The sequence below is a fragment of the Halolamina salifodinae genome, from assembly GCF_017874235.1.
GTDB classification, from domain to species: domain Archaea; phylum Halobacteriota; class Halobacteria; order Halobacteriales; family Haloferacaceae; genus Halolamina; species Halolamina salifodinae.
On the sequence record NZ_JAGGLC010000004.1, the window covers coordinates 245687 to 260888 of the forward strand.

12 protein-coding genes and 1 pseudogene are annotated in these 15202 nt (G+C 67.1%); 10 read left to right on the forward strand and 3 right to left on the reverse strand.

What is annotated here, in order from left to right; all coding sequences use genetic code 11:
• Positions 1-44 precede the first annotated feature (44 nt).
• The 7 genes from J2753_RS10715 to J2753_RS10745 all read left to right on the forward strand — a co-directional run bounded on the left by J2753_RS10715 (position 45) and on the right by J2753_RS10745 (position 7330).
• The gene (locus J2753_RS10715; protein WP_209492044.1) at positions 45-1733 is read left to right on the forward strand and encodes a bacterio-opsin activator domain-containing protein; all 1689 of its coding nucleotides are present in this window, start codon (positions 45-47) and stop codon (positions 1731-1733) included.
• Between the two features lie 86 nt (positions 1734-1819).
• Positions 1820-3811: an acetate--CoA ligase gene (acs, locus tag J2753_RS10720; RefSeq protein ID WP_209492045.1), complete on the forward strand. Its 1992-nt coding sequence runs from the start codon at positions 1820-1822 to the stop codon at positions 3809-3811.
• Positions 3812-3868: 57 nt separating this feature from the next.
• Positions 3869-4387 carry a DUF4212 domain-containing protein gene (locus J2753_RS10725; RefSeq protein WP_209492046.1) on the forward strand — a complete coding sequence of 173 codons (519 nt, stop codon included), beginning with the start codon at positions 3869-3871 and terminating at the stop codon, positions 4385-4387.
• Positions 4384-6033, forward strand: a complete 1650-nt coding sequence (locus J2753_RS10730; RefSeq protein ID WP_209492047.1) for a VC_2705 family sodium/solute symporter — start codon at positions 4384-4386, stop codon at positions 6031-6033. The genes J2753_RS10725 and J2753_RS10730 overlap by 4 nt, the downstream gene beginning before the upstream one ends.
• Positions 6034-6036: 3 nt before the next feature.
• Positions 6037-6567 (forward strand): universal stress protein, encoded by a 531-nt coding sequence (locus J2753_RS10735; protein ID WP_209492048.1) that lies wholly within the window; start codon positions 6037-6039, stop codon positions 6565-6567.
• Positions 6568-6610: 43 nt separating this feature from the next.
• On the forward strand, positions 6611-7060 hold the full coding sequence (locus J2753_RS10740) for a hypothetical protein (RefSeq protein ID WP_209492049.1): 450 nt from the start codon (positions 6611-6613) through the stop codon (positions 7058-7060).
• An 81-nt stretch (positions 7061-7141) separates the two neighbouring features.
• The gene (locus J2753_RS10745) at positions 7142-7330 is read left to right on the forward strand and encodes a hypothetical protein (protein ID WP_209492050.1); all 189 of its coding nucleotides are present in this window, start codon (positions 7142-7144) and stop codon (positions 7328-7330) included.
• A 39-nt stretch (positions 7331-7369) separates the two neighbouring features.
• Here J2753_RS10745 and J2753_RS10750 read toward each other — a convergent pair whose 3' ends face one another.
• Positions 7370-7573 carry a hypothetical protein gene (locus J2753_RS10750; protein WP_209492051.1) on the reverse strand — a complete coding sequence of 68 codons (204 nt, stop codon included), beginning with the start codon at positions 7571-7573 and terminating at the stop codon, positions 7370-7372.
• 197 nt (positions 7574-7770) lie between these two features.
• On the opposite strand from J2753_RS10750, the gene J2753_RS10755 reads away from it, so the two are divergent.
• From J2753_RS10755 to gdhB, 3 genes are all read left to right on the forward strand, one after another.
• Complete coding sequence (locus tag J2753_RS10755) at positions 7771-10641, forward strand: bacterio-opsin activator domain-containing protein (RefSeq protein ID WP_209492052.1); 2871 nt, start codon at positions 7771-7773, stop codon at positions 10639-10641.
• A 171-nt stretch (positions 10642-10812) separates the two neighbouring features.
• The gene (locus tag J2753_RS10760; protein ID WP_143076985.1) at positions 10813-10956 is read left to right on the forward strand and encodes a rubrerythrin-like domain-containing protein; all 144 of its coding nucleotides are present in this window, start codon (positions 10813-10815) and stop codon (positions 10954-10956) included.
• A 2-nt stretch (positions 10957-10958) separates the two neighbouring features.
• The gene (gene gdhB, locus J2753_RS10765) at positions 10959-12254 is read left to right on the forward strand and encodes a glutamate dehydrogenase GdhB (protein ID WP_209492053.1); all 1296 of its coding nucleotides are present in this window, start codon (positions 10959-10961) and stop codon (positions 12252-12254) included.
• Between the two features lie 50 nt (positions 12255-12304).
• Here the strand turns inward: gdhB and J2753_RS10770 are convergent, their stop codons facing one another.
• Both J2753_RS10770 and J2753_RS14765 read right to left on the reverse strand, forming a co-directional pair.
• Positions 12305-14902 (reverse strand): RtcB family protein, encoded by a 2598-nt coding sequence (locus J2753_RS10770; RefSeq protein ID WP_394357484.1) that lies wholly within the window; start codon positions 14900-14902, stop codon positions 12305-12307.
• Positions 14876-15190 (reverse strand): annotated as a pseudogene (locus tag J2753_RS14765) (RtcB family protein); the annotation flags it as partial. The gene J2753_RS10770 and the pseudogene J2753_RS14765, both read right to left, overlap by 27 nt.
• Positions 15191-15202 lie beyond the last annotated feature (12 nt).

The following is a 15202-nucleotide window of genomic DNA, read 5'->3' on the forward strand; positions in this document are numbered from 1 at the left end:
AGCTTCGGTGCGCTTATTTCGGATGCACGAACAGTTAGAAGGAGATGTCGCTCGACCGCGAGGCCTACCAACGTGTTCGGCGGGCCGCCCGCACCCACCGGGAGGAGTTGGTCGTGCGCCTCTGCGGGGAGGCCGGACTGCGTCCCGCCGAGCAGGCCCGCGTCCGGCCCGGCGACCTGTTCGAGCACCACAGCGGCCACCTGCTTGCGGTGTTCGATACGGGTCGGGCGGGCGAGAACAGCCCGGAGCCGGCCCGCGAAACCGCGCTCCCGGCCGAGGTAGCCCGCGATTTGCGCCAGTACGCCGCGAGCAACGGGCTCGGCGACGACGAGCCGCTGTTCTCGGTGTCGGCCCGCCGGCTGTCGATGCTGCTCGGGGAGGTGGTGGACCGGACCGCCGGCGTCGACGCCTCCGCCACGGATCTCCGCCGGCAGTTCGCCGCGCGACTACTCGACGACGGCGTCCCCCCGGAGACCGTCGTTGAACTCGGCGGCTGGGAGCGACTGGACAGTTTGGCCCCCCTTCTCGCGGATCCCGAGCGAGATGACCTGATCGCAGCGGTATCCGGCGCCGGCGGCGCCGACTCGGAGCCGCAGGGAGGCGTGACAGCCGGGCTGACGACCGCCCTCCTCGACGCGACGGCTGACCTCGCCGATACGCTCGGCGACGCCGACCGGCAGGAAGCGGTGGCAACGACGGCCTGTGAACGCCTCGCGGGCGTCGACGGCGTCCGGTTCGCGTGGGCCGCCGAGCGAGTCGGCGATACGGTCACGCTTCAGGCGGTCGCGGGCGCCGCCGAACGCACCGTCCGCCGGCAGTTGGACAACCACCGCGAGGCCGTCGAGGCGGCCGTCGGTGAGGGAGAAACCCGGACGGTAGAGGGTGCTAACGGGACGATGACGCTCGCGCCGATCGGGGCCGGCGACGCCGCGGGCCTGCTGGCGCTCGGGACCGCCCTCCCAGACGACACCGCGGCTGACGCCGTGGCCGCGGTGGCCGGGCAGGTCGGGCACGCGCTGACTGCCGTCGAGCGCAAACGCCTGCTGCTTGCGGACGCCGTCGTCGAACTCGACTTCCGGTGTCCGGCGAGCGCGTCGGTCGTCGCTGACCTCTCCGCGGCGCTCGACTGCCGGGTCGAACTCTCGGGCGTCGTGCCTGTCGACGACGGCTCGCTGCTCTACTACCTCGACGTGGAGGGGTCGGGCGCCGAGGCGGTGGTGACCCGGGCCGACGCCGCCGACGGCGTCGACGACGCCCGAGTGCTGGCGGAGTACGGCGACGGCGCGACTGTCGAGGTGGTGGTGACCGATACCCCCGCGATAGCGCTGCTCGACGCCGGCGGGCGGATCCACTCGCTGGTCGCGACGGACGGGACAGCGACGCTCACTGGAGAACTCGCCGGCGACGCGGACGTGCGCGCGGCCGTCGGCGCCGTGACCGAGATCCACCCCGCCGTCGACCTGCTCGCGAAGCGTCGGACCGACCACCCCGCCGAGACTGCCACCGGGTTCCGGGAGCGGCTCTCGGGCCGGCTTTCGGACCGACAGGCGACCGTGCTCCGGGCGGCCTACCGCGCCGGCTACTTCGAGTGGCCCCGGGACTCGACCGCCGAGGAGTTGGCCGACTCCGTCGGCGTCTCCTCGCCCACGCTCCACAACCACCTCCGGAAGGCGGAGGGGAAACTGCTCACCGCGTTCTTCGAGCAACTCCCCTCGCGCGAGGCCGACCGCTGATCGCTGCGGGATGATTTTACTCGCCGAGTTTGCATAATTAGCTCGTCCGTTTATGGTGGGTGGTGGGTGATCCTTGATGGTAGATCATGGGAGACGAAGACACGGAACTCGAAGCGCGACTCGAAGCACAGGACGTGTTCGAGCCGCCGGAATCGTTCGTCGAGCAGGCTAACGTCTCCGACCCGGGGATCCACGACGAGTTCGCGGCGAACTGGCCGGACTGTTGGGACCGGGCCGCCGAGATGCTCGACTGGAACACCGAGTACGACCAGACGTTCGACGGCTCGAACCCACCCTTTTTCGAGTGGTTCACCGGCGGGGAACTCAACGCCTCCGCGAACTGCGTCGACCGCCATCTCGAGGAGCGCGCCGACGAGGCCGCCATCGAGTGGGTCGGCGAGCCAACCGACGAAGCCAACCGCACCTACACGTACGCGGACCTCCATCGGGAGGTGAACGAGGCCGCCGCAGCACTCCGCGAGATGGGCGTCGGCGAGGACGACGTGGTCACGCTCTACATGCCGATGATCCCGGAGCTCGCGATTGCGATGCTCGCGTGTGCCCGCATCGGCGCCCCGCACTCGGTCGTGTTCGCGGGGTTCTCCGCGGACGCCCTCGCAACGCGGATGAACGCCGCTGATTCAGAGTACCTCATCACCGCCGACGGCTACTACCGACGCGGCGACCCCCTCGACCATCTCGAAAAAGCGAACGAAGGACTCGCCGGCGTCGAGCACGACACCGACACCGTCGTCGTCGGTCGACTCGCCGCCAACGGCGACGGGTTCGGCCACGACCTGACCGAGACACAGCACGACTACGACGACCTGCTCGCCGGCCACGAGGGCGCCGAGGTCGAACCGGTCGCTCGGGACGCCGAGGACATGCTGTTTCTCATGTACACCTCCGGGACGACGGGGGAGCCGAAGGGCGTAAAACACACGACCGGCGGCTATCTCGCGTGGTCCGCGTGGACCTCGCATTCAGTATTGGACATCAAACCCGAGGACACCTACTTCTGCAGCGCCGATATCGGCTGGATCACCGGACACTCCTACATCGTCTACGGCCCGCTCGCACTCGGGACGACGACGATGATGTACGAGGGCACGCCCGATTACCCCGAGCGGGACCGCCTCTGGGAGATCGTCGAGGAGTACGAGGCCACGCAGCTCTACACCGCGCCCACGGCAATTCGCGCGTTCATGAAGTGGGGCACGGAGTACCCCGACCGGCACGACCTTTCGAGCCTGCGCCTGCTCGGGACAGTGGGCGAGCCGATCAATCCGCGGGCGTGGAAGTGGTACTACAAACACATCGGCGACGAGTCCTGCCCGGTCGTCGACACGTGGTGGCAGACCGAGACCGGTGGGCAGATGATCACCACCCTACCTGGGGTGAACGACATGAAGCCCGGCTCCGCAGGGCCGCCGATCCCGGGCATCGACGCCGAGATCCTCGACACGAACGGGAAGCAGGTCGATCCGGGCCGTGCGGGCTACCTGACGATCCAGAAGCCGTGGCCGGGGATGCTCCGAACCTTGTACAAGAACGACGAGCGGTTCGTCGACGAGTATTGGCGCGAATACTCGGATACGGACAGCGACGACTGGCGCGACTGGACCTACTTCCCCGAAGACGGCGCGAAGATCGACGAGGACGGCTACATCACCGTTCTGGGCCGTGTCGACGACGTGCTCAACGTCTCCGGGCACCGGCTGGGGACGATGGAGATCGAGTCGGCCATCGTCGGCGTCGAAGGCGTCGCCGAGGCAGCGGTCGTCGGCGGCGACCACGACGTGAAGGGCGAAGCTGTCTACGCCTACGTCATCACCGAGGACGGCTACGAGGAGGACGAAGAACTCCGGCAGGCGATCATCGCGGGCGTCGAGGACGCCATCGGGCCCATCGCGCGGCCCGAGCAGGTGATCTTCACGCCCGAACTGCCCAAAACGCGCTCGGGCAAGATCATGCGCCGCCTGCTCGAGGACATCGCCAACGGCGAGGACCTCGGCGACACGTCGACGCTTCGGAACCCCGATATCGTCGAGGACATCCGGGTCAGCGTGCAGGGCTGACCTCACGAGTATCGTTTTTCCAGATCAACCAGACCACAATCCACACACGCACGACCTATGACACACAATAACTCACACGAACCGGACGAAGAACCGGTCGCCGCCGATGGCGGCCGACCGTCGCCGCCATCCGCCGAGACCGACGGCGGCCGACCATCGCCGCCGTCCGCAAAAACCGACGGCGGTGTCGCCGACCGCGAGGCCGAAGTCGACTACCTCGAGACCGAGATCAACATTCTGAAGCCGACCACCCCGTTCATGCGGGACCACCTGAAGCTGGTGTGGGCGGGGTTTCTCGCCTGGACGCTGCTCACCTGGGGGCCGGTGACCGCGACGTTCCTCGCGCCGGAGCTGATGACCCAGGAGATTCCGGTGCTCCAGTTCCCGGCTCACTACTTCACGGTCGCGTTCCTCGCCCCCACGAGTTCGCTCGTGCTGGCGTTCATCTACTCGCGTCGCCGGGACAAACTCGACGAGAAGTATGGCATCGACCACTCCGAGACCGTCGACGCCGGCTCCGGCGGCGGAGCGGAGCCGGAGGGGGGCGTCGCCGCCGACGGGGGTGAGGACGTATGAGCGCACTCGCGGGAGCAGTGCTCCAGTCGAGCGACCTCCTGCCGGAGGCCCTCGACATCTCCTTCAAACCGGTGCCGGCCGTGCTGGTCGTCGCGATGCTCGCGCTGTTCCTCGTCGTCGGCTACCTGTTCAAAGTCGCCGACACCGAGGGGATGTGGGTCGCCGGCCGCTCCATCGGGAACGTCGAGAACGGGATGGCCATCGGCGCTAACTGGATGTCCGCGGCGTCGTTCCTCGGTCTTGCCGGCCTCGTCGCCCTCTCGGGGTTCTACGGGCTGGCGTTCATCATCGGCTGGACCGCGGGCTACTTCGTGTTGCTCATCTTCCTCGCCGCCCAGATGCGGCGGTTCGGGAAGTACACCGCGCCGGACTTCGTCGGCGACCGCTTCAACTCAGACACCGCCCGCGCGATGGGCGCGCTGACGACGATCCTGATCGGCTTTGTCTACTCGGTCGGGCAGGCCCGCGGGATGGGGCTGGTCGGCCTCTACGTGTTCGGTACCGACTACGTGACGATGGTGGTCATCATGATGGCCATCACCGTCGCCTACCTGAGTCTCTCGGGGATGATGGGCGCGACCAAGAACATGGCCGTCCAGTACGTCATCCTCATCGTCGCGTTCCTCGCGGCGGTGTACGTCGTCGGCTTCACCGGCGACTACGCCACGATCCTGCCACAGATCGAGTACGGGGCGCTGATCAACGACCTGAACAGCGAGTTCTCCGAACCGTTCGCGAACTCCTCGTACTTCCTCTGGATGGCGACGGCGTTCTCGCTGGTGTTCGGGACCTGCGGCCTCCCGCACGTGCTCGTGCGGTTCTACACCGTCGAGAACGAGAAGACCGCCCGCCACTCCACGGTCTGGGGACTCTTCTTCATCATGCTGCTCTACTGGGGCGCGCCCGCGCTGGCCGCGTTCGGCGTCGACCTCTATGACGCCTCCCAGTACGGCCCGACCTACGCCGCCAGCGGCGGGATGTCCGGCGGCGAGGGTGACCTGATCGTCGTGCTGGCCGCTCAGCTATCGAACCTCCCGACGTGGTTCGTCGGCCTGGTCGCCGCCGGCGGCATCGCCGCCGCCATCGCGACGACCGCGGGGCTGTTCATCACCGCCTCCTCGGCGGTCTCTCACGACATATACACCAACATCATCAACCCCGACGCGACCCAGCGCGAGCAGGTGCTTGTCGGCCGCGGTACCATCGTCGCGCTTGGCGCCATCGTGACCATCACCGCGCTCGACCCGCCCGCGTTGGTCGGCGAACTGGTCGCGCTGGCGTTCTCACTTGCGGCTATCGTGCTGTTCCCGATGTTCTTCCTCGGTCTCTGGTGGGAGAACACCAACCGACAGGGCGCGCTCGCGGGCATGAGCGTCGGCCTGCTGATCTGGATCGCCGCGGTGGTCAACGACCTGATCGTGCCGTTCAGCGACCTCTACGGGCAGGTGTTCCCGGCCATCGGCGCCGCACTGGTTGGGACGCCCATCGTGTTCGCCATCACCATCGGCGTCTCCCACCTCACCGCGGAGCCACCCGAGGAGACCAAACGCATGGTCCGGCAGTGTCACAGCCCGGAGCCGATGTCGAAGAACCAGAGCGCCGAAGACGTCGCAACCGACGGGGGCGATACCCCCGCGGACGACTGAACCATGTACGACAACATCCTCGTTCCGACCGACGGAAGCGACACCGCCGAGGCCGCCGTCGACCGCGCGGTCGACCTCGCCGCGAAGTACGACGGTCACGAATCGCGTAGCGATTCGTTAGCCAACCAGAACGCCTCGCGTTCTGGTGACGCCACCATCCACGCGCTGTACGTCGTCGACATCGACGCGGTGAACTACTCGCTGGGCACCGAGCAGGTCGACCGCATCCGGCAGGGAAAGCTCGACGACATGCCCGAGGTTCGGGATGCCGCCGACGACGCGACGGGCTACGTCGCCGGCGCGGCCGCGGCCATGGGCGTCGACGCCCGGGAGCACGTCCGGGCCGGCCAGCCGGTACGGGTCATCCAGAACGCCATCGACGAACTCGACGCCGACCTAGTGGTGATGGGGAGCCACGGTCGCTCGGGCATCTCGCGGGCGCTGCTAGGTAGCGTCGCCGAGAAGGTGCTCCGGAAGACGAAGATTCCCGTGCTCGTCGTCGACGCACACGGGGAGGAAGCGGAAGAAGCGTAACCGCCGCCGAAACCCACGTATCGCTCGGGCACGTACGCCGACCGTGCCCTACCCCGTCACCTACTACTGCCCGCGCTGTGGTGCCATCCACGAACTCGAGCGCGAGGGCTATCTCGCGGACAAAACCGTCACCCCGTACCCGCTAGAGGGCTGGACCTACGTCGACCCGGACGAACCGTTCGAGGACGAGGACGACGTCGACGGCGTCCGGATCGTTTGTGGTGTCACCGGACTGCGTCCGGGTGGCGAACGAATCGCGCAGCGATTCGTTAACGACGACGACCTGCTGCTCTCCGGTGACGACCTCCCAGAAGCCGCCGACGCCCCGGATTCGGGCTGTGGCGAGCCGTTCTACCTCTCCTTCGTCCGGTTCGAGGACGGCGTCGAAGTCGAACCCGAACCGGAGGGCGACCGCGTCACCATCGGCGTCGGCCCGGGCGGGCCGCGCGGTCCCGACAGTCCCGGCGGTCCACCCGGCCCCGGCGGCGACTGAGCATCGGCGCCGGAGACACAAACGCCGATTTGTGTTTCGATTAGGTTTACAACAAGTACGCGTCTACAGTGAAGCGAGCAGATGGTCCCCGCTGATACGGTCTACCCCCTCGCCCTCGGCGCCGTCAACGTCGCCGCCGGCTGGCTGCTGTACGCCCTTCTCGAACTCCGCCTCGGCGCGCCGGTGGGCGTGCTCGGCGGCCTCGTGCTGGTGGCGGTGCTGTCCCAGACCGGCAACCGAGTTCGGCCGGCACCGGCGGTCGAGAGCTGAGTACTGCAGCGTCGGCGAGTCGTCGCCGCCCGCGGCCGATCACTCCCCGCGTTCGCGCATCCAGAGATAGATGGTCGGGTGGCTGAGCAGGTACGCTGTCGGGAGCACGAACACGAGCAGCGAGCCAGTGACGACTGCCTGGGTGTACGGGCCCGGCGGAGTCAGCAACACCGTCAACGGGAACGCGACGACGAGGATGGCGAGCGCTATCGTCATGAACCGGCCCAGTCGCGAGTCGAGCATGGCCTTCCTAGCGCCCGGGCGGAGGATAAAAATCCCCGGTCGAAACGTGTTGCGTGTCCACAGACACCACGTTGGTATCGAAAGAATGACGGTCGGGACGGGTTGATAGTTAAACAACGTGGTTTTCACCATTGGACGACGACAGACGAAACCACACGGATGTCGCCGATCGGTCTCCGGCGGCGTCGACTCCCCATATGCTCTCGCTTGACTCCGTTCTCGACGACTCGCAGGTTGCCATCGTCGGCGACACTGACTGGACGGCTGCCGTCGCCGACGCGCTCGAGCACCGGAGTGACAGCGCCGTCGACAGCGTCGATACGGCGGCGGCCGCACTCGATCTCGTTCGTGCGGGCGCCGTCGACGCCGTCCTCACCGCCTACGAGATCGGCGACGCGACCGGGATCGACCTCGTCCGCGAGATCCGGGAGGCGACGACGACCCTCCCGATCCTCCTCGGAGCCGCCGGCGGCAGCGAATCGCTGGCCAGCGAGGCGATCGAGGCAGGTGTCACGGACTACGTCGTCGTCGACGGCCATCTCGATGAGACAGTCGAGGAGACGCGCCGACGGACGGAGACGGCGATTCGGGACGCACAGCGCATGCGGACCCAGCGCGACCGCGCCCGGCAGTTCGACGCCACGTTCGATGACGCCCGAACCGCGACCTGGGTCCTCGACCCCGACGGGATACTCACACGAGTCAACGAGGTCGCGCGGGAGATGGTCGACGTGGACACCGACGCGCTCGTCGGGCGGCCGTTCTGGACGCTCCCGTGGTGGCCAGAGGACGAGACCGCCGCGGCCGACGTTCGACGGCTCGTCGAAACGGCCAGCGACGGCGAGTTCGGACAGGCGGTCATCACTCGGGGCGGCGTCACGAGCGACCGCGTGTTCGAGCTCTCGGTCCGGCCCGTGAAAGACGAGCGCGGGCGGCTGGTATCTATCGTCGTCGACGCCGTCGACATCGGCGGCCGCGTCGACCTCGAACGCGAACTCCGGCAGTCCGAGGAGCTCCACCGCGTCACGCTCAACAACATGACCGATACCGTCCTCATGACCGACGAGGACGGCGAGTACAGCTACGTCTGTCCGAACGTCCACTTCATCTTCGGCTACACCGCCGACGAGATCCGCGAACTGGGGACGATCGACGAACTGCTCGGCGACGATCTGTTCGACCGCGAGACACTCGCCGAAGAAGGCATCCTGAAGAACATCGAGATCACCGCGACCGACAAGGCCGGGCGCGAGCATACGCTCCTCGTCAACGTCCGCGAAGTGTCGATCCAGGACGGGACGCTGCTGTACAGCTGTCGCGACATCACCAAGCGCAAGCAGCGCGAACAGGCGCTGGCCACGCTCCAGGAGACCGCGCGGGACTTCCTCTACGCCGAAACCCACCAGGAGATCGCCCAGCACGTCGTCGACGATACGGCGTCCGTACTCGACCTCGACGCCAGCGCCGTCTACCTGTTCGACGCCGACGACAACCACCTGCAGCCCGCCGCCCAATCACCGGGGATGCGGGAGGCTAACGGCCCCCTGCCGACCGTCCACGCCGACGGACGCGACCTGACGAGCCACAGCTTCGTCGAGGACGAGGCGCTCTTCTTCGACGACGTACACGCCGACGACCGCCTCCAGAACCCGGCGACCGACATCCGGGGTGCGGCGTACATCCCGCTCGGCAACCACGGCGTGTTCATCGCCGGCTCGACCGAGGTCGGTGCGTTCGACGACGTGACCCGGGAACTGGCCGACCTGCTAGCCGCGACGGCCGAGGCCGCGCTCGACCGCGTTAGCCGCGAGTCCCAGCTCCGCGAGCAGGATCGAGAACTCCAGCACCGGAACGAGCAGCTCACCACGCTCAACCGCATCAACGAAACGATCCGGGAGATCGACAGCGCGCTCGTCCGCTCGGAGACCAGAGAGGAGATCGATCACACCGTCTGCGAGCAGCTTACTGCCGACGACCGCTTCCGGTTCGCGTGGATCGGCACCGTCGACGCCGCCACCGACACCGTCAACCCACAGGTGTGGGCCGGCGCCGAGCAGGGGTACATCGACAGCCAGTCGTTCCCGGTCGCCGCCGACGGTGTCGAACCGGCGGGGCGGGCCGCCGCGACCGGCGAAGTGACGCGGGTGTCGAACGTCGCCGCCGACCTCCGGGCGGCGCCATGGCGGAAGGACGCCATCTCCCGGGACTTCCTCTCCGTGCTGAGCATCCCGCTGGTGTACAACGACCTCACCTACGGCGTCCTTACAGTGTACGCCGAGACGCCGGACGCGTTCGACGACCCGGTGCGGACGGTGCTGGGTGAACTCGGGGAGACGATCGCCTCAGCGATCAGCGCCAGCGAACGGAAGCGCGCGCTCCTCACCACCTCGATGACCCGCGTCGACTATGCGGTCTCCGACCGCTCGTTCGTCCTCACGCAGTTGGCCGACGCCGCGAACTGCACACTCAGCTACGAGGGCGGCGTCCAGCAGACGGCAAGCGGGAACTACGTGTTCGTCACCGTCGAGGACGCCCCCGTCGACAGCGTCGTCGACGCCGCCGCGGGACTGGTAGTGATCGACGACGTCCAGAAGATCCGCGGCGGGGAGACCGGCGGGGTGGTCCGGCTCCAGCTCTCGCGACCGTTTCTCGCGACCGAACTGGCCGACCACGGCGCCATCCTCCAGACCGCATCGGCAACCGAAACGGGGACGGAACTCACCATCGACGTGCCCGGCAGCGTCGACACCAGACACGTCACGCAGTTCCTGCGCGAACGCTTCGGCGAGGTGAAACTCACCGCCAAACAGACCAGAGAGCAGGCCTCCGAACACGGGTTCTACGCATCGGTGCTCGAGCGCCTGACCGACCGCCAACTGGAGGTACTGGAGACGGCATACTACAGCGGCTTCTTCGAGACGCCCCGGCGTGTCACCGGCGAGGAGGTAGCCGACTCGCTCGACATCTCGCCACAGGCGTTCTACCAGCACGTGCGAACCGTCCAGCGCAAACTGTTCGCCGCGCTGATCGACGACCACACACCGGTTGCGACCGCACACGCCGATTGACGGCGGGAGCGCCGGGCTCTCGGCCGTTCTACCGTATCGTGAGAGGGCGACACACTGTTGAATGATCAACCCAGCCGTCTCAGGGCGGTTCGGTAGTCAACGTGAGAATACTCCCCGCTCACCGGGGTAGTAGATGCGAGTCCCCGCCACAGGCTGTTGGGGCTCGTCACTATGAGAGACGTCGACCAGAACCCGAACGAGGAGACGCCCTACGAGTGTTTCCAGTGTGGCAACGTGATCGTCGCGGAAGACAACCCCGGGCAGTGTCCGGACTGCGCCGGTTCGATGCGGAATCGACGCACACCGATCGAGTAACCATGGCATCTACATCCACAACAGAGACCGAGCAGGCGACAGAGGAGTCAACCGAGCCCGAATCAGCACTGGAGACCGCGCGTCGCCAGCTCCAGCACGCTGCCGACCACCTCGACATCGACCCGAACATCGTCGAGCGGCTCAAACACCCCAAGAGCGTCCACGAGGTCACGGTCCCGATCGAGCGCGACGACGGCGGCGTCGACGTGTTCACGGGCTATCGCGCCCAGCACGACAGTGTTCGCGGCCCCCACAAGGGCGGCCTCCGCTACCACCCCGAAGTCACGCGCGACGAGTGTGTGGGCCTCGGGATGTGGATGACCTGGAAATGCGCCGTGATGGATCTCCCCTTCGGCGGCGCCAAGGGCGGGATCTCGGTCAACCCGAAGGAGCTCAGCGAGCGTGAGAAAGAGCAGCTGACGCGCCGCTTCACCGAGGAGATCCGCGACGTGATCGGGCCGACGGTCGACATCCCCGCACCCGACATGGGGACCGACCCGCAGACGATGGCGTGGCTGATGGACGCCTACTCGATGCAGGAGGGCGAGACGATCCCCGGCGTCGTCACCGGGAAACCGCCAGTTGTCGGAGGCAGCAAGGGCCGCGACAGCGCGCCCGGCCGCAGCGTCGCCATCATCGCCCGCGAGGCGATCGACTACTACGACATGGAGATCCAGCAGACCTCGGTCGGGATCCAGGGGTACGGCAGCGTCGGCGCCAACGCCGCCCGCCTACTGGACGAGTGGGGCGCCAACGTCGTCGCACTCAGCGACGTGAACGGCGGCATCTACGACACCAACGGGCTCGACACCCACTCGATCCCGACTCACCACGAGGAGCCGGAGGCGGTGATGACCCACGACGCCCCCCAGACGGTCTCCAACGAGGAACTGCTCGAACTCGACGTGGACGTGCTGATTCCGGCCGCCATCGGCAACGTACTGACCGACGGGAACGCCAGCGCCGTCCAGGCCGACATCATCGTCGAGGGCGCCAACGGCCCCACGACGACGACGGCCAGCGAGATCTTCGCCGAGCGGGGAATTCCGGTGATCCCGGACATCCTCGCCAACGCCGGCGGCGTGACTGTGAGCTACTTCGAGTGGCTCCAGGACATCAACCGTCGCGCGTGGTCGCTCGAACGCGTCAACGACGAACTCGAGACCGAGATGCTCACGGCGTGGAACGACGTTCGCGAGGAGTTCGAGAGCCGCGACGTGACCTGGCGCGACGCCGCCTACATCGTCGCGCTCTCCCGCGTCGCCGAGGCCCACGACGCGCGCGGGCTCTGGCCCTGATCACGGCGGCGGACTCGGCCGCCGTCCCACGCTGACGGTTCGGGACGGACTTACCCCTTGATGTTGCAGACCGGGAACGTCCGGGCGACCCGGTCGCCGATGTCCAGCGCGTCGCTGACCCGGACCACTTCGTCGACGTCCTTGTAGACGCCGGGCGCCTCCTCGGCGACAGTGGCCCCGGAGTTGGCCTTCACGTAGATATGCTCCTGTTCGGCCAGGTCGTCCTGCACGTCACCGCCCCAGAACTCCTGTTTGGCCTGCGTGCGGGACATGAGCCGGCCGGCGCCGTGGGCCGTCGAGCCGAACGTCTCCTGTAAGGATCGCTCGCCACCCTTCAGGACGTAGCTCCCGGCGCCCATCGATCCGGGGATGATCACCGGCTGGCCCACGTCGCGGTAGGTCTCGGGGACCTCCTCGCGGCCGGGCGGGAACGCGCGCGTGGCGCCCTTCCGGTGGACGAACAGCTCTCGGTTCTCGCCCTCGACCTCGTGAGTCTCACGCTTGGCGATGTTGTGAGCCACGTCGTACAGCAGCTCCACGTCGCCGGTCTCGACGCCGTCGAAGGCCTCGGCGAGCGTCTCGCGGGTCCGGTGGGTGATCAGCTGCCGGTTCACCCACGCGAAGTTGACTGCGGCGCACATCGCGCCGTAGTACTCCTCGGCCAGTTCGGAGCCGGCGGGCGCCGCCGCGAGGTCCTTGTCCGGCAACTGATCGAGCAGGTCGCCGTGTTCCTGCTCGATCCGGCGGACGTAGTCCGAGCAGAGCTGGTGGCCCAGCCCGCGGCTGCCACAGTGGATGAGGACGACGATCTGGTCCTCCTCGAGGCCGTAGGCGTCGGCGACGCCGTCGTCGTACGTGTCGGTGACGCGCTGGACCTCGAGGAAGTGGTTGCCCGAGCCGAGACTGCCCATCTGGTTCATCCCGCGGTCCTTGGCCTTCTTCGAGACGTACTCGGGCTTGGCGTCGGGGCGCCGCCCCTCGTCCTCGCAGTGAGCGAGGTCGTCCTCGGTGGCGTACCCCTGCTCCACGGCCCACTCGACGCCGCGTTCGAGCGCCCCCTCGACAGCGTCCCGGCCGGTCTGGACGATGCCGCCGCCGCCGAGGCCGGACGGAATCGCGTCGAACAGCGCGTCGACCAGTTCCTCCTCGCGGCCGCGCACGTCGTCGTACGTGAGCGGCGTGCGGAGCATCCGGACGCCGCAGTTCGAGACGACTACGCCGTTGGCGACGAAGTTGTGGGCGTCGTGGGAGACGCCGATGTCGTATACCGGCTTCTTCCCGATTCGGTCAATCGACTCGATCTCTACCGGAACTGTCAGGTCGTCACCGACGGCCGTGTTCTCACGGAACTCCTCGTAGTCCGGGAACGACATCGGCGGGCGCGGCCGCCCTTTCCGTTGCTCGTAGATGCTCCGCTCGATGAACCGATCGTTCACGGCGTCGAACCGGTCCTTTATCTCCCGAGTCGCGACGCCCCCGTCCGCGAGAGCCTGCGCCTTCTCGGCGATCCGAGCCCGTTCGTCGATCGTCCGCTCTTTGAGCTTGAGGTACTGCGCCGCGAGGGCTGCTTTCCGCCGTTTCTCCTCGTTGTATCGGTAGCCGACGGTCGTGAAGAACTCGATGAGCGTCTCGGAGTCGTTCTTGATACCGAACCTGAACCGCTTGGTGTCGTGTTCCTCGTAGTCCTCGACGTGTTCGAGGCTGTTCGTTGCGATTCCGATCTCATTGAGGTGACGCATCAAGTCCTGCATGAATTCCTCTCCAACCTCGGAAACGTCGCTGCGACGGTTGTGGGACACCGATGGGCAGTAGAGGTTCTTGGCCGTCATCGCTGCGGGGGCGCTCATCTCCGCCCCGAAGAACGTCGAGAGGTACAGCGCACGCTGCCAGTCGGGGAGGCGATCGAGGTAGTCGGGCGCCGTGAACTCGGAGTCGACCTTCGGGCTGTCCGGGGCACCGAGACGCAGGAGTAGCTCGCGGAGTGACCTCGCCCCGGACTTCACGCTGTATTCAGTGTGCTCGAAGCTGTTTCCGCGGATCTCGTGATCCCGGTCACGCTCGTACACCGGGGACGGCGAGAACCCGAGCGCGGCAATGTCCTCGCGAATCGTTTGGAGATCCTCTTCGTCACCGTAGAACCAGGTCTGGTCGCCACGGAACGTCCCGTCACCAGTGTGGAAGCCGACGAGCTTCAGAAGCCGTGAGAACGCATCGTCCGTAGGACGTAGCGGCAGAAGCTCTCGGTCGTTCAATGCCTCCACGATCTGTGGATCCTCGTCCTCAAAGTCATCCTCTGTGAGTAGATCGAACTCGGGGGGCTGCTCGTCCGGAAGCCCCTCGAACGGATGAGCGAGGACCTCCTCTCCTTCACCAAGGTCGTCAACTTCCACCATCCCGTTCGGAGTTCCGACAGGGTGGTCGGCAGTCGCCTCGATCGTATCACCAGTCTCCGTCGTCAGTTCATAGACCGTCTCTGGTGCGGACTGAGTAAACAACCGAACCTGAGAAAGTACCTCGCCGTCGTCGCCCGCCGCGACGACCGCGTCCTGCTCGTCGAAATCCCGCCAGAGGTTCTTGATCTTCCGTTTCCGCCCGTACGAGAGGGACACCTCCGAACTCCCCGTAAGGCAATTGATGTCGAACCCCACCGCGCCCGGCGAGATACAGCCGTCCTCGGCGTCGATGGCGCCGACGCCGCCGACCGGGAAGCCGTAGCCCTGGTGGGCGTCGGGCATCGCCAGCGCGTGCTTCGTCATCCCGGGAAGGTGGGCGGCGTTTTTCAACTGTTGGAGGCTGTCGTCGTCGCCGATGTCCTCGAGCAGCGCCTCGCTCGCGAGCACGCGGCCGGGGACCTCCATGTCGCCCTCCTGTGGGATCTCCCAGACGTGCTCGCGGACGCGTTCGAGCGTGATGCCGTCGAACTCCCTCGTGGTCATAGTCAGAGATCG